General features: G+C 58.3%; 14 protein-coding genes and 1 tRNA gene. 5 read left to right on the forward strand and 10 right to left on the reverse strand.

The window, feature by feature from the left end; translation table 11 throughout:
- Nucleotides 1–285: 285 nt before the first annotated feature.
- The 4 genes from VEH04_17600 (at nt 286) to VEH04_17615 (ending at nt 6,451) form a co-directional block, all read left to right on the forward strand.
- Nucleotides 286–1,605 carry a type II secretion system F family protein gene (locus VEH04_17600; protein ID HYG24594.1) on the forward strand — a complete coding sequence of 440 codons (1,320 nt, stop codon included), beginning with the start codon at nt 286–288 and terminating at the stop codon, nt 1,603–1,605.
- 135 nt (nt 1,606–1,740) lie between these two features.
- On the forward strand, nt 1,741–3,678 hold the full coding sequence (locus VEH04_17605) for a tetratricopeptide repeat protein (protein ID HYG24595.1): 1,938 nt from the start codon (nt 1,741–1,743) through the stop codon (nt 3,676–3,678).
- Nucleotides 3,679–3,683: 5 nt separating this feature from the next.
- Complete coding sequence (locus VEH04_17610; protein HYG24596.1) at nt 3,684–4,106, forward strand: secondary thiamine-phosphate synthase enzyme YjbQ; 423 nt, start codon at nt 3,684–3,686, stop codon at nt 4,104–4,106.
- A gap of 41 nt (nt 4,107–4,147) precedes the next feature.
- Nucleotides 4,148–6,451, forward strand: a complete 2,304-nt coding sequence (locus tag VEH04_17615) for a VCBS repeat-containing protein (protein HYG24597.1) — start codon at nt 4,148–4,150, stop codon at nt 6,449–6,451.
- A 9-nt stretch (nt 6,452–6,460) separates the two neighbouring features.
- Here VEH04_17615 and VEH04_17620 read toward each other — a convergent pair whose 3' ends face one another.
- The 8 genes from VEH04_17620 to ilvE all read right to left on the reverse strand — a co-directional run bounded on the left by VEH04_17620 (nt 6,461) and on the right by ilvE (nt 16,342).
- On the reverse strand, nt 6,461–7,642 hold the full coding sequence (locus tag VEH04_17620; protein HYG24598.1) for an MFS transporter: 1,182 nt from the start codon (nt 7,640–7,642) through the stop codon (nt 6,461–6,463).
- Nucleotides 7,643–7,657: 15 nt separating this feature from the next.
- Nucleotides 7,658–9,589: a hypothetical protein gene (locus tag VEH04_17625; GenBank protein HYG24599.1), complete on the reverse strand. Its 1,932-nt coding sequence runs from the start codon at nt 9,587–9,589 to the stop codon at nt 7,658–7,660.
- Nucleotides 9,590–9,602: 13 nt separating this feature from the next.
- Nucleotides 9,603–10,586, reverse strand: coding sequence for a trypsin-like peptidase domain-containing protein (locus VEH04_17630; GenBank protein HYG24600.1), 984 nt, complete (start codon nt 10,584–10,586; stop codon nt 9,603–9,605).
- A gap of 74 nt (nt 10,587–10,660) precedes the next feature.
- Entirely contained in the window at nt 10,661–11,065 is a 405-nt protein-coding gene (locus tag VEH04_17635) for a hypothetical protein (protein HYG24601.1), read from the reverse strand.
- A 244-nt stretch (nt 11,066–11,309) separates the two neighbouring features.
- Nucleotides 11,310–13,805: an ATP-dependent Clp protease ATP-binding subunit gene (locus VEH04_17640; GenBank protein HYG24602.1), complete on the reverse strand. Its 2,496-nt coding sequence runs from the start codon at nt 13,803–13,805 to the stop codon at nt 11,310–11,312.
- A gap of 33 nt (nt 13,806–13,838) precedes the next feature.
- On the reverse strand, nt 13,839–14,951 hold the full coding sequence (locus VEH04_17645; GenBank protein ID HYG24603.1) for a protein arginine kinase: 1,113 nt from the start codon (nt 14,949–14,951) through the stop codon (nt 13,839–13,841).
- 4 nt (nt 14,952–14,955) lie between these two features.
- Nucleotides 14,956–15,465 carry a UvrB/UvrC motif-containing protein gene (locus VEH04_17650; GenBank protein HYG24604.1) on the reverse strand — a complete coding sequence of 170 codons (510 nt, stop codon included), beginning with the start codon at nt 15,463–15,465 and terminating at the stop codon, nt 14,956–14,958.
- A gap of 4 nt (nt 15,466–15,469) precedes the next feature.
- Nucleotides 15,470–16,342 (reverse strand): branched-chain-amino-acid transaminase, encoded by an 873-nt coding sequence (gene ilvE, locus VEH04_17655; GenBank protein ID HYG24605.1) that lies wholly within the window; start codon nt 16,340–16,342, stop codon nt 15,470–15,472.
- Nucleotides 16,343–16,441: 99 nt separating this feature from the next.
- Here ilvE and VEH04_17660 point away from each other — a divergent pair.
- A tRNA-Glu gene (locus tag VEH04_17660) sits at nt 16,442–16,516 on the forward strand.
- Nucleotides 16,517–16,570: 54 nt separating this feature from the next.
- Here VEH04_17660 and VEH04_17665 read toward each other — a convergent pair.
- Nucleotides 16,571–16,726 (reverse strand): hypothetical protein, encoded by a 156-nt coding sequence (locus tag VEH04_17665; protein HYG24606.1) that lies wholly within the window; start codon nt 16,724–16,726, stop codon nt 16,571–16,573.
- 215 nt (nt 16,727–16,941) lie between these two features.
- A complete protein-coding gene (locus tag VEH04_17670; protein ID HYG24607.1) occupies nt 16,942–17,163 on the reverse strand; it encodes a hypothetical protein in 222 nt (73 codons plus the stop codon).
- Between the last annotated feature and the right edge of the window lie 103 nt (nt 17,164–17,266).

The following is a 17,266-nucleotide window of genomic DNA, read 5'->3' on the forward strand; positions in this document are numbered from 1 at the left end:
AACGCGCAAAAGCAATTAATCCTTTGCTCGTTCGCCCGGTGCGTCCTGACACTGTCCCAGGCCACGATGCAGCAGGAGCGCGGCGTTCAAATCCGCTTCAGCGTGCGCGGACCCGCGGGACAAATGTTTGACACGCTTCGGTGCGCCCATTGAAGCGACCTGAAGGGCCGCGGTCCGCCGTGTTGCCAGGATGCACCGCGCACGTCGTGGCACCGCCGTGATGAATGCAGCCCGGCTCTGTCAAAGTTCCCATGAAGTCTTCTGCATCATGTGATCGGGACGCGCATGAAATGCTTCGGACAAGCGGAGGTGCATATGTCGAGTTTCTGTTATGAAGCTGTCGATGCCGGCGGCTTGAAGATGGAGGGCACGCTGGATGTGATGGACCAGGGCGAGGCATTGCGCCGCATTCGCCAGATGGGATTGTTTCCCGTGAAGGTTGCCGAGCAGCGGCAGCCGCGGTTGAAACGGGAGCGAGATGCGACGCGGGCAAGCGGGAGACGCGGGATTTCGTTCACGGTTCCTTTGCTGGCGCGGCGTCGTCCCCGGCCGCGCGTCCTGGCGGTGTTCACGCGGCAGCTCGCCACATTGGTGGAAGCCGGCCTGCCTGTGCTTCGGGGTTTGCGCACCCTGCAGGAGCAGGAGGATAGTCCTGCGCTCCGAACGGTGATTGCCGAGCTGGGGCATTCGATCGAAAGCGGCATGTCGCTGTCGGAAGCGATGGGGAAGTTTCCGCGAGTTTTTAATCCGCTCTATCTCAACATGGTGCGCGCGGGCGAACTCGGCGGCGCGCTGGAAATTACATTGCGGCGGCTCGCCGAGTTCATGGAGAAGTGGCAGAAAATAAAGGGCAAGGTGAAGGCGGCGATGTTCTATCCCTGCGCAGTCATGCTGGTGGCGATCAGCATCGTCACAGTGCTGATGGTTTTCGTGGTGCCGCGATTCAAGCAGGTGTTTGATGGACTGCTGAACGGCGCATCGATGCCAAAGTTCACGCTGCTGGTGTTGAGCGTCAGCGAGACTGTGAAAGCCCATTTCGTGCTGACGCTCGCTGGCCTGATCACTGCGGGGATCGTGTTCATGACGGCTTTGCGCACAAAGCAGGGCAGGCGGTTGTTTGACGGCTTGAAACTGCGAATGCCCGTCCTCGGGCCGGTCTTTCGGAAAGTGGCGATCGCCCGCTTCAGCCGCACCTTCGGAACGCTCCTCAACAGCGGCGTTCCCGTGCTGCAGGCGCTCGCGGTTGTGCGCGAAACCGCAGGCAACAGCGTGGTGGCGTCCGTCATCCAAAGGATTCACGACAGTGTGAAGGAAGGGGAAAGCATTACGGCTCCGTTGCGCGCATCCCACGTCTTTCCGCCCATGGTCGGGGGAATGGTGGACGTGGGCGAACAAACCGGGGCATTGCCTGACATGCTGCTGAAAGTGGCGGACACCTATGACGACGAAGTAGACAACGCGGTGAGTTCGATGACGTCGCTCCTGGAACCCATCCTGATCATCTTTCTCGCCATTGTCGTGGGCAGCATTGTGATCGCGATGTTTCTGCCGCTGATCTCGATCATGGATGGCGGGATCGTCACGATCGGTGAGGGCGAACCGTAGGGCAGGCTCCCGACGAGTCGGGACTGTATCGCCGTGCTTCCAAGCCGGCAGGCATGACCACTGCAAGCAGACTCACTGGGCTGTGGCCGCTAATGGTTTGCCATCCCTTCCCGGCTCCCGTTAGCATGCGAGCCTATGAAAAGACTGCTTTGGCTGCCGATCTTCATGGCGCTGTTGCTCAGCTGTTTCAGTGCTGCGGCGCAGGATGAACAATACGTTCGCATCTATGCACTCATCCAGGAGGCGGACGCAGCCTACAGCTCAGGCCAATACCGCGATGCGCTCGCCAAATATCGCGACGCCTTCCAGCAACTGCAGGGATTCCAGCGTTCCTACCCCTCGTGGAACAACAACATCGTGCGCTATCGCCTCAGTTTTTTGGAAACTGTGATTTCCGACATCACAACCCGCCACGCGGCGACGCTGGGAACGACGGCTGATCCAGGCGGAACGAACGCTGCGGCAGCGGCGACTGTGGTCGTGCCTGCGGAAGTCGAAGCCCAGGTGACGGCACTGCAGAACCAGATTCGCCAGCTGCAGTCAGAGAATTCGTCGCTGGACGCCAAGTTGCGTGAAGCGCTGCGCGTGCAGCCTGCCGCGGCGGATCCCCGCGCGCTCGAGCGCGCCGAGCAGCAGGTGCGCGCGCTTCAGAAAGAAAACGCGCTGCTCGCCGTGAGCGCCACAAACCGTCCGCCCGCCCCTGTCATCGACACAAAGGCGATCGACCAGTTGAAGCAGCAGCTGGCCGACGCCAATCGCAAAATCACGGAGGCCGCTGAGCGTGAAACCCGGATTGCCGCCGAGCGTGAGGCGTTGCAAACGAAGCTGGACAGCATGATTCCCGCGGGCTGGAACGTGACGAATATCGAAGCCACCCGAAAAGCGCTTGAGGCCGCAAACACGCGCCTGGCCGAACAGGCGGAAGCGGCGTCGCGTTTCGGCCTGGAGAAGACTGCGCTTCAGGAACGCATCCGAACGCTTTCTTCCGAAACCGAAGCATTGTCGGCGTTGCGCTCCGAAAACGAAGTCCTGAAGCGGCAGCTCGCTGAGGCAAAGGCGGCACCGGCGGACGCGGAACGGCTGAATCGGGATCTTGCAGAAGCCAAGGCGGAGATTGCTGTGCTGCAATCCGACCGCAATGTCCTGCGCCTGGAGAATGCCGCGCTCGAACAGCGAACCAAGGTTCCACCGGTCACTGTAACAAATGTCATTGCTGCTGTGCCTGCAAACGTCGAAGCCCGCGTCAAGGAGTTGGAAGTTGAGCGTGATGAACTCGCCTGGAAACTCCAGCACGCAGAGAAAGAGATTGCGTCGATGAAATCCCGTGGCGGCAGCGGACGCGTCGAGGAATTGCAAAACGAAATCCAGATTCTGCGAACGCGCCTCGCCGTGATGGATATGGCGAAGGTTCCGTACACTGAGGCGGAGGAGGCTCTGATCAAGAAGGCGGAAGCCGATGTTGTCAGTGCCCGCAGCGCTGCGGTTCCCGCGAGGAACCTTCCGTCCGGCGCCATGTCGCTGGTCAGCGATGCACAAAAGGATTTTGCGAATCGCCGTTTTGACAAGGCTGAGGAGAAGTACAAGGAGGTTCTGAAGCTGGACAATAACAACGTCTACACGCTGGCCAATCTCGCTGCGATCCAGATTGAACTGAACCGGTACGACGAAGCTGAGAAGCATCTCCAGACGGCTCTGGCCAGCGCTCCCGAGGACCCGTTCAGCCTTTCACTGCTTGGCTTCCTGCGCTTCCGCCAGGCACGCTACGACGATGCCCTGGATGTCCTGGGACGCGCGGCAAAGCTGGATCCGCAAAATGCCGAGATTCAAAATTATCTTGGGCTGACCCTGAGCCAGAAGGGAATGCGCAAGCCGGCGGAACAGGCGTTGCGCAAGGCGATCATGATCGATCCCAATTACGCCAGCGCCCACTACAATCTCGCCGTGATCTATCTCGCGCAGCAACCTGCCCAGCTGGAATTGGCCCGCGTGCATTATCGCAAGGCCACGGCGGCCGGGATGAAACCGAGCGTGGACATGGAACGCATGCTGAACTCCGTTCCAGTAACGCGTTAACGCCCATGCTGCGGCAGGCCGTTCACCAGTTCACGGTTTCGACGCGCGGACGCGGACTTTACGAGATCACCGACGCGGTCTCCCGCTGGGTGCGCGAAAGCGAACTTGCGACTGGAGTGCTGACCCTGCATCTGCGGCATACGTCGGCATCGTTGTTGATTCAAGAAAACGCCGATCCTGACGTGCGGCGGGATCTTGAATCGTTTTTTTCACGGCTGGTGCCGGATGGCGATTCGCTTTTCATTCACACAGCAGAAGGCGACGACGACATGCCGGCCCACGTGCGCACTGCTCTGACCGCGGTCAATCTGAGCATTCCGTTGGTAGAGGGCCGGCTGGCTCTGGGCACATGGCAGGGCATCTACGTTTGGGAGCATCGTCGCGCGCCTCACTCGCGCAAGGTGGCAGCGCATCTCGTGGGCGAATAGGCTGGCCAATCCGTCGTTCGGATGACAGTTTGCGGCAACCTATGATTTCACTGAAGTGCGCGGTTTCTGCTGCGGGTTGGGTTGCGTCGCTGGTCTTCGCCATCGCCCAGCCGACCAATGCGCTTTTCAGCTTTGGCGGCCCTGAAATTTTCCCGATCGATCCCCTGGTTGGGCAGTTGCGGATTGCGGACTTTGATGGGGATGGCCTGCAGGATATTGCGATCGCGAACAACACGCGGTCGAAGATCACGATCCTTTACAACCAGACCGGGCGGACGAACAGCCTGACCCGCGACCGCGGATTCAAGCGCGAGCTGAATGAATTGCCGCCCGACGCGCGTTTCCAGATTGAATCCATCGCATCGGAGAAACGCATCGCCTCGATGGTTGCGGCCGACCTGAATAATGATGGCCGCCCCGACATCGCGTACTACGGCGAGCCGAAGGAGCTTGTCGTGCAGTTCAATGAAGGGACGAATGTCTGGAGCGCACCGAAGCGATGGGCCATTGGGAACGGCCAATTGACGCCGAATGCCCTTTCGGCGGGTGACCTGAACGGGGACAACCTCGCCGACCTGGTGCTGCTTGGCGAAAATACGATTCATTTTATTCCGCAGCTGCCGAATCGCCTCATGGGGGAACCTGAGCGAATCCCGCTGAGTGCCGCGGTGAAGTCCGTTCAAGTGCTCGATGTGGATGGCGACGGGCGGGACGATTTGCTGCTCGTGAATTGGGAGGATCGCAATCCGTTTCGCTTTCGCCTGCAAAAGGCGGACGGTGCGCTCGGCCCGGAAATGTATTTCTCTATGGCTCCGATCCGTTCCTACTGGGCTGACAACTTGGAGGAGGACGGAAAAGTCCAGGTGATGACGATCGCGCAGAATTCAGGAAGGGCGCAGGTCTCGCAATTCAACCGGCGCGACGCCGAGCCGCTTTCCGGCACGTTCAAGCTCGGCCAGTTCGAAGTCCTTCCGTTGAACCGGACCGACAAGGCGCGCCGCGGAATGGCGTGGGCTGACGTGAACGGAGATGGACTGGAGGACCTGCTCGTTGCCGAACCCGAGAGCGGTCAGATCGCATTGTGCCTGCAGACTAATGGCGGCATCGGGAATCCCCGAGTATTTCCAACGCTCGCAGGCGTGACGGATATTTCGGCTGGCGATTGGGACGGCGACAAACGTCCTGAAATCTTTCTGTTGAGCGCCGACGAGCGCCAGATTGGGGTGATGCGAATGGATCAGCATTCACGGCTTCCGTTCCCATCGTTCATTCCAATGGACGGCCGGCCGCTGGCGATGGCAGTGGGCGCTGTCAACGGCACGAATCGCGCCCTTGCGGTGATCGTCGACCAGGAAGGCAGGCGTGCGCTCATCACCTGCCTGCCCAATGGCACAACCAGAGTGCAGAAGCTCGGGGAGAACTTTCGCGCCAATCCCAGTTCCATTGCAATTCACGATGCTGACCAGGACGGTTTGATGGACGTGGTGATTTTGGTTCCGTATGAGCGAATCAAGGTGCTGCGACAGAAGGCGGGCGGGAGCTTTGAGGAAATCGATGTCACCGCGCCAGGCGGAGCGCTCGACCAACCCTGGCTCAGCTCGGCTGACGTGGACGGCGACAAGCGGGCGGAGTTGCTTCTGCCGCAGCGAAATTTCCTGCGCGCCGTGGTGTTGCAGGCCAATGCTGCGCAGGAGTCGACGAATCGCGGTGGATGGGGATTTCGCGTGAAGGAACAGATTAACGGGGCGGCGAGCGACTCACGCATCGCAGGCGCGGCGGCTGTGCCAAACGGCACGAACTCCGTGGCTTCCCTCTTCCTTCTCGATGCGGAACGCAAGGCGCTCACTTTGTGCGAACGTGACGCAAATGCTGTGTGGCGGGTCGTCAGAAACGTGGATCTGCCGATGGCAACCTTCAACCAATTGCATCCAGTGGCGCTGGGCGGGCGAACGACCAACGCAGTCACGATGCTGGGCTTGAATACCGTGGCGTGGCTCTCGCTGGAAGGGTCCACCTGGTCACTGACCGAACTGGATGGATATGAAACGCCGATCCGCAATGCGTATCTGACCGACGTTGTATCGGGCGACTTGAACAACGATCGCCGCAAGGACCTTGTGTTTCTCGAGACGGGACGAAACTACCTTGATCTCGTCATCTTTTCCGCCGAGCACAAGCTGGTGCCCGCGAATCGATGGCAGGTCTTCGAGGAGCGGACTTTTCGCAGTCGCCGGGCCGACCTGCCCGAACCGCGTGAAGCAGCGGTTGCGGATGTAACGGGCGACGGACGGAACGATCTCATTGTCCTGGTGCACGATCGCGTGCTCGTGTATCCGCAGGAGTAATCCCGCGCGTCAGGGGCGCTTTGCTGCGGCGGCGCGAAGGGTGACTTCGTGCAGCAGGAACAGGCACGCGGCCATCATCGCGATTGCAGGTGCCGCGAGTTGCAATCCTGCGTTCGCGGCAATAAATCCCACCGTGCTCGGGAGCGCCGCGGCTCCCAGCATGGCAGCGCCGAGCTGGAATCCAATCGCGTGCGCGGCAACAGCTTTTCCGAGCCGCTGCGGGGTCCGTGTCATCAGGCACGGGAATATCGACGCAAGTCCAAGTCCGCCGATGGCCAGCGCGACAGGATTCAGCAGGGGATGTGGATTCCACGCGAACAGCGCTGCGCCTGCGAGTGCCGCGAGTGTGCTCAAACGAATGAGCCGATCCACCCCCCATCGATCGACGACGAATCCGAATCCGATTCTTCCCGCAAGGATGCTTCCCCAATATACCGAGACCCATATTCCCGCGCGTTCGGGCGCAATCTGTCGATGTTCAGTCAGGAGCGTGTAGCTCCATTGGCCGAGTGCCACTTCAAGTCCCGTGTACACAAAGAAGAGAACAAGGTGCATCCAGACCATGCCCTTCCTTAACACCTCGCGCGCGGAAACCGCCTGCTCCACCTTGTTGGAAACACTGGATTCGGCCGGAGTCGGATCGTCCCAGCGGCGGCGGGTGCCGATAAAGAGTGCCGCAAGTGCGAGAAGAGTGATTGCGACCGTCATGTAGCCGCTGCGCCACGAGTCGCGCCAGGTGATCATTGCAGTCATGACGAGCGGGCCCAGCATGGCGCCAACGCTGTAGGCAGCGTGCAGCCAGTTCATGTGCCGCGCTGCAAAATGCGTGGAGACATAGTGGTTCAATCCGGAGTCGATGGCTCCTGATCCAAGGCCGTGGAGAACGGCGCCGAGGGCGAACAGCGGCCAGGCACGGGCGAGAGCGAAATCGAATTCGGCCAGCGCCACCAATGCACTGCTGCCAGCGAGAAGCACCCCGACGTTCCAATGCCGCAGCATGCGCCCCGTGAAGATGCTCGAAATAAAGTAGCTGCAGCCGCTTCCGAAAAAGATCCAGGCGATCGCACTATGCTCAATTCCGAACTCGCGTCGAACCGACGGCCACGCCACGCCGATGACGGTGTCGGGAAGGCCGAGGCTTACAAAGCCGAGATAGCAGATGAGGAGCAGCGCGCCTTTGCTTGCGTTCACGGCATGGTGCGGAGCCTATTTCCTTAGTTCGGGAGGGACGGGGCTGAAGAATTGGAACGAAATGCCCTCGGCATTTGCCTGGCCTGCAAGAACTGTGAACGAGAAGTATTTTGCGATCCGTTCGAACGGCGGCAGCAACGAGAAGTCGAGCCACTCCTGGAACGGATTCTCAGGCGTGAACGCAGGAATTCCGGCAGCGAGCATGGTGGGTTCCGCGTTCTCGCTCTGCTTCAACAACTCAAAAGCCGAACGCATGGTCTCCACCTGGTCTTCAAATGAGAGCCATCCCGTGTTCCCGCCGCCGACGCGTGCAATGGCTTCATTCAGCCCAGCTCGTTCGCGCAATTGCTTCTGTTCTCCCTCGGCATGACGCAGGTATTCCTCCAGCGTCGAAACGTCAGTGCTCAACGCGAGATATCCTCCGCTCGTGGCGTAGCTCAGTTTGCCGGCCGCTTGAGGCTGGCTCAACGGGGAGCTCGGAACCGGGATCGAGTAAACCTTGCGGCCGAGGAAATCCCGTTCCTCAGGGTTCGAAGCTTCCGGGCTCATGAGTGCGAGCACCGCCTTAAACCCTGCGGCCAGCTGCTCCGGTTGCGGTGACTGAATCAGGAACAGCGACGGGGCGGATGCCAGTTCGGCGGCATTGGTGCCCCGCGGCTTTTTTTCAAACACAATGAAGTCGTCGCCGATGTTCCCAAAAAAACTTTTCTGAAGGTCGAAGTTGGGATCCTTCTGCTGCGCCGCTTCGTTGGCAGTCTTGATCATGAAATCAAGGCTGCTGTTAAAATCGGGCGAAATCTGGGCCAGCATCGCACGAAGGGTTGTCCATGCTGCGGAGCCATCGACGCGGATCCGCTGAAACTTCACCACATCCGCGGGCACAAACGGTGGCGGAAGGGCGGGCTTGCCAGAAGTCGGAAACAGCTTCAGCAGGCCCCGGCGTTCTGATTCCGGTGCGGCAAGGGAAAATCGCCCGGAGACTCCGTCGGGCGAGAGTTGAATCTCGAGTGCGGCTGACCGCAAAGCAGTCAATCCCGCAGCATCAAAGATGGCCTTGGTATTGAATACAGACTCGAGCGGGTTTTCCTCCTCGGAATCTTCGGACTGCTTGAGGAAAAAATCCACGACTGCTTTTGCGTTGGCCCAGGCATAGAGCGGTGACTCACGAAAGACAGAGATCCGGCTGCTTTCAAAGGAAGCCTGATCGGCAAGCAACGGCGCTGAACCGCCCGTTGCGCGAATGGCAACCTGCTCCGCTGCCTTGATCGAATCCGCTGCGATGAGCAGGGATTCATACTGGCCAAAGACAATTTCTGCGCCTTCCTCCGTGTCGTCCCCCTCGTCTTCGCCTTCTGCTTCTTCATCGCCCTCGCCAGCATCGGAAAAGCTGTTCAGGAATTCTGGAAGATCGCCGTCGGACCAGGGCAACACTGAAAACTCGATGCCGCGCAGCGTCTCACGCTTGATTGATTTGCCCGACTCGACCCACTTCGCTTTCAGCGCAGCAAGGTTGGTTTTCAGCAGCCCCGATTCGTTGCGCGTGTCTATCAACAACACGAATCCAGGACCCTTTGAACCCGCGGCTGGGGCAGTGATGGCCAAAGTTATTTGACCTTGGGGCAGGCGTGCAAAGGTGTCCAGGGACATGCCGAGGTCGCGTTCCAGCGGCGTGACGACCTCCTCCTGGAGCTTCTTCAGAAAATGATCCTTGAACGGCTTGATCGCCGGATCGCTCCACAATTGCGTCTGGGGTTGCGTGTTCTGTTGTTCCCGCAGCTTTGCGAAATCCGGGATGCTGAAGACGAACAATGTCTCGGCCGGCAGCAAACGTTCGGCAGCCGGGATCGCCGCAATCACAGACATCACGCCGCCCGCACAGAAGATGAGGAGCGCAGCGGCTGCGGACCGAATGTTGTTGATCATGAGAAGGCGCGGCAATGGTTTCATGAGGGCAGGGGAGTTATTCGAGGACAGGAGTCTGGCGCGTGCTGCTCGGCGGCTGCAGGTAGCGATAGGGATTGCTTGGATTATCGTTGGAATAGGCGTACGCCTCGCGATGATCCAGGAAGTACTTCACGGATTCGATCGGAATGGCAAAGCCGATGCCTTCGCCGAAGGTCACCTTCATATTGGTGATGCCGACGACTTCACCACTGAGATTGAAAAGCGGGCCGCCGCTGTTGCCGGGGTTAATCTGAGCGGTCGTTTGAAGGTAAAGTTCGCCCTGCATTTCCCGTGTCTTCGTGCTGAGGATTCCTTCGGTGACGGTCCTCTCCAGACCCAGCGGGCTGCCGATGGCAAATACCCGTTCGCCGACAGCCATGGCATCGGAACTCCCGAGCATGACGAACTTGAACTTGGGGGCGTCCTTGTCATCGATCTTCAACAACGCCATGTCCTCGAACTTGTTCATGGCAACAATGCGGACCTGGCGAAAAGTGCGGGGTTCGATCTGGCCGTTTGATTGCAGGTAAACTTCGATTGAGATCTGGGTTTCCCCTTCGATCACATGGAAATTTGTCAGCAGAAAACCATCCTCGTTGATGATGAATCCTGATCCCAAACCACCCGGCGTGCGCACCTGAACGACCGCTTCACCGATCTGCTTCACAAGGTCGCGGACATTGCTTGCTGGCCCGGGACTGCGCGGGGCGACATAAAATCGGGAAGCATCATCGCCCTGGGGAATGGCCACGGCAGTCGAAATCGGCGGCTCAGCCGAAGCAGGGGACGACGCGGGAAGATTCGTTGCGACGATCGAGAGAATCTGATCCCGCGGAATCGTAAGGAATGTGTAGCCGAGATCCACGACCACTTCCCGGCGATTTTCCGCCACGATCTTGCCGGATACTGTGTTTTTCTCCTTCAGCTGGATCGTCGCCGCGGGCAGGGCAAGGACGCTGGCGAGCCCAAGCGCGGAAAGAACGACAGACTTTCGTAGCATTCCCAGACGGTAGTGAAGCAACTGTTATTTGACAAGGGACGGAAATTTCGGGGACCGCACCGCGTGCAATAGCTTCAGCGAAACCAGCTGTGGCGACGAAAGCCGCCGTGGTGGAATCCATGAGGGCGGTAGGGCCCATCGCGGCGGGCGTACTGGCTGCCGATCACGATGACTGAAGAACCATAGTGACCCAGATTCGAGCGCGTGTATGTTCCGCGTCCGCCCGTGATGTGAATGACGGTTGAAGGCTCGGGACAATAGGCATTGGCCGTCACCTGCACTGCTGCTGCTGCCGCGGATGACAGATAATAGACCGGGGCGTAGTAATTTACGGGAGCCTGATATACCACGGGAGCCTCGTAGACGACCGGGGTTGAATAGCTGACGGTTTCAGCATAATCCGAAACGTAATTGTCGTGGGCGTTGGAGTTGGAGACGAAGGCGAGCGCCAGCACGGCCAGACATAAGGTTGCTTTCATAGTTCCTTTGATGTGGACGTCCGACCCGGCGTCGGAATTCAACGGGCGCAATCTGGCATGTCCGACGGCGATTGGCAAGCAGCGTTGCAGCGTTGCACATGCCTCCGTTTACCCGATCTGAACTTGGTGAGCACACCCCTTTGCGGTTCCAGGATTGGGTGCACCTCTCATCTGCGGTGCTCCTCCGACGCAAATAAAAAGCGCCAGCCACGGGTGTGGCTGGCGCTTGCGAAAATACGGCGTCTTAACTCGAAAGAGCGCCTTCTGTCGCAGCCTTCTGCGTAAAGATCAGCTTGTCGCCCTCAACCGTCACTACGATCGGTTCACCCTCGTGCAGGTTGCCCTTCAGAATCTCTTCTGCGAGAGGATCTTCGAGGAACTTTTCAACAGAACGGCGCATCGGACGAGCGCCATACTGAGGATCATAGCCCTTCTCCACGAGGAAGTCTTTGGCCTTCTCATCCAGCGTGAGAAGGATATTCCGGGCCTTCAGGCGGTTCAGCACCTTGCTCGTTTCGAGATCAAGAATCTCAACAAGGTCTGGTTTGGTGAGCGAACGGAAGACGATGATGTCATCAAGGCGATTCAGGAATTCCGGTCGGAACGTCTTCTTCGCTTCGTCGTTGATTTTTTCGCGCATCTTCTCGTAGCTGCTCTCGTCGCTGATCGGCGAGAAACCCATCGAGCTCTGGCGCTTGATCGTGTCGGAGCCGACATTCGATGTCATTAGGATGATCGTGTTCCGGAAGTTCACCACGCGGCCGACGTTGTCCGTCAGTTTTCCTTCTTCAAGGATCTGCAACAACATGTTCCAGACGTCGGGATGCGCTTTCTCGATTTCGTCAAAGAGCACCACGGAGTAGGGCTTGCGCCGGACCTGTTCGGTCAGCTGGCCGCCTTCCTCATATCCCACGTACCCGGGAGGCGAGCCCACCAGCCGGGAGACGTTGAACTTTTCCATGTATTCGCTCATGTCCAGCTGGATGAGCGCTTTGGGATCGCCAAACATCTGTTCAGCCAGCGTCTTGGCTAGCAGGGTCTTGCCGACGCCTGTTGGTCCGAGCAGTGCAAAAGTCCCGATCGGGCGGCGCGGGTCCTTAAGGTCAGCGCGGGAGCGGCGCAAGGCTTTGCAGATGGCCGACACGGCTTCCTTCTGTCCCACAACGACCTTGGTCATTTCCTCTTCGACCTTCAGCAGCCGCTGCATTTCCCCTTGTTCCATCCGCTGGAGCGGTATGCCGGTCCACTTGGAGACGACCTGGAGGATGTCTTCCTCGTCCACCTTGACGCGCTTTTCTTCGCGGCTGGTGCGCCATTCCTTGAGCAGGTTTTCGAGCTTTTCCTTGGCGTGCTTCTCTTTGTCCCGCATCGCCGCGGCGCCTTCGAAATCCTGATTCTTTATGGCCCGTTCCTTCTGGGTCTTGATGTCTTCGATCTCGACTTCCAGATCTTTCACTTCGGGTGGCCGAGTCATGGTGCCGATACGCGCGCGCGAACCGGCTTCGTCCATCAGGTCGATGGCCTTGTCCGGCAGAAAACGGTCGGTGATATACCGATCCGAAAGTTTGACGGAAGCCTCCACGGCTTTGTCGCTGAACTCGGCCTTGTGATGGTCTTCGTATTTCGGACGCAAACCTTTCAGGATGAGAATGGCTTCGTCGATGGAGGGCGCCTCAACTTTGACGGCCTGGAACCGGCGTTCAAGGGCGGCGTCCTTCTCGATGTACTTCCGATACTCATTGAGCGTTGTCGCCCCGATGCATTGGAGTTCGCCGCGGCTCAATGCGGGTTTGATGATATTGGAAGCGTCCATCGTTCCTTCGGCGGAGCCTGCGCCCACAATCGTGTGCAACTCATCGATGAAGAGGATGATGTTCTTCGCGCGCCGGATTTCGTCCATGACGGCTTTGATGCGTTCCTCAAATTGCCCGCGATACTTCGTCCCGGCTACCATCAATGCGAGGTCGAGAGTGATCACGCGTTTCTCGCGCAACAATTCGGGGACGTTGCCCGCGGCGATTTCCTGCGCAAGGCCTTCCACGATCGCAGTCTTGCCAACGCCCGCTTCGCCCAGCAGAACCGGGTTGTTCTTCGTGCGGCGGCACAGGATTTGAATGACCCGTTCGATCTCGTTCTTGCGGCCGATGACGGGATCCATCTCGCCCTTGCGGGCAATCTCGGTGAGATCGCGTCCGAAAGCCTTCAGAGCCGGCGTCTTGACTTCGCCTTTCTTCTCACCAGGCGCGGGTTTTTCAATAGGGCCTTCACCAGGTGCAGCCGAAGCCGCTTCTTCCTGCGCAGCAAAATTGGGATCCAGTTCCTTCAGGATTTCCTGCCGTGTTTGCTCGATGTCCACGTCGAGATTTTTCAGCACGCGTGCGGCGACGCCGTCGCCTTCCCGCAGCAAGCCGAGCAGGATATGTTCGGTGCCGACGTAGGTATGATTCAGGGCCTTGGCTTCCTTTGCTGCAAGCGCGAGGACTTTTTTGACACGCGGCGTGTACGGGATGTTGCCGATCATTTTCTGATCGGGACCCGTTCCGACCTGTTTCTCGACTTCCATGCGGACCGTTTCGAGATCCAGGCCCATTTTCTGAAGCACGTTGACGGCGACGCCCTGGCCAAGTTTGATCAAACCGAGCAGGAGATGTTCTGTGCCAACGAAGTTATGGTTGAACCGATCCGCTTCCTTCCGCGCCAGGGCGAGAACCTGTTGGGCGCGCGGTGTAAAGTTGCTCATGGCTTCATCGCTCATAATAAAATCACAATGCTTTTATTTTTCCGGTTTGTCCAATCCCGTACCCTGCCCACCCTTCGGCCGTGAAATCGGCCTGCTGACCTGCTTCAACCGCTCGCGAACCATGTCAGCGCGGAGCAGGTCGCGTTCCTCCGCCGAGAGCTTTTCTGAATGCTGCTGCTGCAGGTGCGCCGGCTGCGTCAGGATGAACAACTCGTCCACCAGCGACCGCTCGACTCCCGGAAACACACCCACATCGACGCCCAGGCGCATCAACGAAAGCAGATTCATCGTTTCTTTCGAAGAAATACTGTGTGCATTCGCAAGGATGCCATAGGCCCGGCCGATATGGTTGAAGACCATCTTGGGCTTTTTCTCCAGCAGTGTGGCCCGCGCGTTCTCCTCGTGCTCAATGATCTGGGCGAGAACTTTCTCCAACCGCTCCACGATCGCGCTTTCCGATTCCCCCAGTGTCATTTGATTGGACACCTGGAACACATTTCCGAGCGCCTCCGTCCCTTCTCCGTATAATCCGCGCACAGCCAGGCCCAGTTTGTTGACTGACTGGATGATCGGATTGATCTGCTCTGCGAGCACCAGTCCTGGGAGGTGCAACATCGCGCTCACCCGAATGCCTGTACCTATATTGGTGGGGCAGGCGGTCAGGTAACCCAGGTCGGGGTTGAAGGCGTAGTCGAGCTTCTTCTCAAGCGTGGAATCGAAGGCGTCAATGGCCGTCCACGCCTGCCGCAACTGCAACCCTGGGCGCAACGCCTGCATGCGCAGATGATCCTCTTCATTGATCATCACACAGAGGGTTTCGTCCCGATTCAAAACAAGCCCGCTGCCGGCGCTTTTTGCCGCGTGTTCACGACTGATCAGATGCCGTTCCACGAGAATTTGTTTATCCAGTGTGGTAAGATTGTCCATCGATTGCGAGAAGGCATCCTTCATCTCGGGAAGATGCTCCACGGCGGGGCGAATGATATCCAGGACACGCACACGTTCCGGCTTTTTGGCCCAACCCGGAAATGCCGCCTCGCGAATGTTTCGCGCCAGGCGAACCCGGCTGGACATGACAATTCGATCGTGCGGTCCTTTGCGTCGGGCAGTGTCGGCCGGTGGAATCAGGAACTCATGAATGTCCATGTCATCAAGTGGCTGCTATGTTGCTAAGCTTCGCGTTCATCTGCTTGATCTCGTCCCTGAGTTGCGCAGCCTGCTCGAAGTTCTCTTCCTGAATGGCCTTTGCGAGTTTCTTCTGCAACAGCTTCAACCGATCCGATATGTCACGCGACTGGCGCAAGGATTCCGGAACTTTGCCGACATGACGCGTTCCCTTGTGCATGGACTTCAGCAATCCATCCAGGCCGTCCGCGAAGGTTTTATAGCAATCCGGGCAGCCGAGACGCCCAGCTTTTTTGAAATCGGCCTGCGTGAAGCCGCATCGCGGGCATTTGAGGTCGACGCCTCCGGCTGATTGTTCCATTTCCTGCGAGGCGCCGAGCCCGAGCAAAAGGTCAGCAAGCGAGAATCCGGTGGGATCATTGACTCCCTTCGTCTTCGCGCATTCTTCGCAAAGGTCCACCTTCTGCATTTTTTCACCAGCGATCTGGGTTAAATGCACGGTGGCTTCGCGTTCCTTGCAGATGCAGCACAGCATAAATCTAATCGTATATCGGCTCCCCTGAGACTTTCGTCAAGGAATGGTAATCCGCGACCAGTGACCGCGTCAGCGCTCCCGGTTTTCCATCTCCAATCACGCGTGCATCGATCTTAACAATCGGGACGATTTCCGCGCCTGTTCCGGTTACAAAACACTCATCCGCATTGAACAGGTCATAGCGGGTGAGATTTGGTTCAGACACTTCCATTCCGCGTTTTTGGGCAATGTCGATCACAGTCTGGCGCGTGATTCCATAAAGCGCCCCGGCCGACAAGGGAGGCGTGAGGAGTTTGCCCTCCTTGATGATGAAAATGTTATCGCCCGTGCATTCGGCAACATAGCCGTCGGCATTCAACATCACGGCTTCTTCACAGCCCGCGTTGTTGGCTTCAATCTTCGCGAGGATGTTGTTGAGATAATTGAGCGACTTGATCGCGGGGTTCACTGCGCTGTGCAGGTTGCGAACAGTCGGAACCGTGATGATTTCCATACCGCGGTCATACAACTCCTCAGGATAAAGCTGGATCTTGTCCGCAATCACGATCACTGACGGATTTTTGCAGCGGTTCGGATTCAGCCCGAGCGTTCCGACTCCGCGGGTGACGATCAATCGAATGTAGCCGTCCCGCAGGTTGTTTGCGCGGCAGCTGTCCACGACCGCCTTCATGACTGCCGCGTGGGGCATTGGGATTGTGAGGAGGATCGCCTTGGCAGAGTAGAACAGGCGGTCGATGTGCTCCTTGAGCTTGAAGACGCGGCCATTGTAAGCCCGAATCCCCTCGAAGATCCCGTCGCCATAAAGCAACCCGTGATCAAAAACGGACACTTTGGCGTCCTGTTCGTCACAGAATTTTCCGTCCAGATAAACTTTCATGCTCGTGCGGGCCAAGCTATTGAAAGGCAGAATGCGACGCAAACGCGAATTTTTCGTGACATGCTCCTTTTGCTGATTATATTTTGCGCCGCTCAAGACGACCCTATGGTCTAGCGGTTAGGACACTGCCCTTTCACGGCGGTAGCTCGGGTTCGATTCCCGATAGGGTCGCCACTTCCGTTCAAAGAAGGATGATTCTCCCGTTGCGAAGCAGGCACCGCTGCGACCTCACCACCGGCGCCGCCGGCCGTGCCGCTTGCGATGAATTCGGGTATCGATGACGAAGGCTGCGAAGATAATGAACGCGAGGAGCAGCAGAATCAGGAGCCCTGGCTTTGCACGCCAAACCTGCTCAAAGCTTTCAGTCAGGCCCGTCCAGTTCATGGTTGAACCTTACACCCGTTTTTCCGGGAGAGAAGCTGTATTGTCGTCAATGATCATCCAGCCGTTGAAATGCAAAACGGATTGCGGCAAAAAAAATGCGGCTCCACTCGGAGCCGCCGTGATTGCCACTCTCAATCACATTGCGATGCCACTCTACCACCGCCCATTTTGGGACAAATGGGGTAAAACCCGCAGCAGCTGTTCAACGCCGCGGCTCAGGCAATCGCAAGGAGAGTTGTGGTCCCGGCATGGGCAGGTTCGGCTTCGTTTGCGAGCGGCGCGGCTTCAGCCGGAACCGCTTCGTGCAGGATCTGCGGATATTCGCGATTGAGCTCCTCCACCAGGCGCTCCGCTTCGCCCTGTTCGAAAACCTTGGTGCCTTTGCCCGCGCGGCCGTTCACTGTGGATTTCCATTGAATGACGTAGTTTTTGTTCATGCTTGGTTACCTACGTCCGCAAGTACAATGCCTAAAGTGGGTATAACCCGAGAAACCGCAGGAATTTTGCAGCGATGAGCCTGGGGTGTCGAGTGAATGGCCG

This window comes from Verrucomicrobiia bacterium, from assembly GCA_035629175.1.
Taxonomy (GTDB): Bacteria; Verrucomicrobiota; Verrucomicrobiia; order Limisphaerales; family DASXHY01; genus DASXHY01.

What these genes read in the sequence shown, in the direction of transcription:
- VEH04_17600 (HYG24594.1), top strand. Translation starts at nt 286, where the DNA reads ATGAAATGCTTCGGACAAGCGGAGGTGCATATGTCGAGTTTCTGTTAT.
- VEH04_17605 (HYG24595.1), top strand. Translation starts at nt 1,741, where the DNA reads ATGAAAAGACTGCTTTGGCTGCCGATCTTCATGGCGCTGTTGCTCAGC.
- VEH04_17610 (HYG24596.1), top strand. Translation starts at nt 3,684, where the DNA reads ATGCTGCGGCAGGCCGTTCACCAGTTCACGGTTTCGACGCGCGGACGC.
- VEH04_17615 (HYG24597.1), top strand. Translation starts at nt 4,148, where the DNA reads ATGATTTCACTGAAGTGCGCGGTTTCTGCTGCGGGTTGGGTTGCGTCG.
- VEH04_17625 (HYG24599.1), bottom strand. Translation starts at nt 9,589, where the DNA reads ATGAAACCATTGCCGCGCCTTCTCATGATCAACAACATTCGGTCCGCA.
- VEH04_17630 (HYG24600.1), bottom strand. Translation starts at nt 10,586, where the DNA reads ATGCTACGAAAGTCTGTCGTTCTTTCCGCGCTTGGGCTCGCCAGCGTC.
- VEH04_17635 (HYG24601.1), bottom strand. Translation starts at nt 11,065, where the DNA reads ATGAAAGCAACCTTATGTCTGGCCGTGCTGGCGCTCGCCTTCGTCTCC.
- VEH04_17640 (HYG24602.1), bottom strand. Translation starts at nt 13,805, where the DNA reads ATGAGCAACTTTACACCGCGCGCCCAACAGGTTCTCGCCCTGGCGCGG.
- VEH04_17645 (HYG24603.1), bottom strand. Translation starts at nt 14,951, where the DNA reads ATGGACATTCATGAGTTCCTGATTCCACCGGCCGACACTGCCCGACGC.
- VEH04_17650 (HYG24604.1), bottom strand. Translation starts at nt 15,465, where the DNA reads ATGCTGTGCTGCATCTGCAAGGAACGCGAAGCCACCGTGCATTTAACC.
- ilvE (HYG24605.1), bottom strand. Translation starts at nt 16,342, where the DNA reads ATGAAAGTTTATCTGGACGGAAAATTCTGTGACGAACAGGACGCCAAA.
- VEH04_17665 (HYG24606.1), bottom strand. Translation starts at nt 16,726, where the DNA reads ATGAACTGGACGGGCCTGACTGAAAGCTTTGAGCAGGTTTGGCGTGCA.
- VEH04_17670 (HYG24607.1), bottom strand. Translation starts at nt 17,163, where the DNA reads ATGAACAAAAACTACGTCATTCAATGGAAATCCACAGTGAACGGCCGC.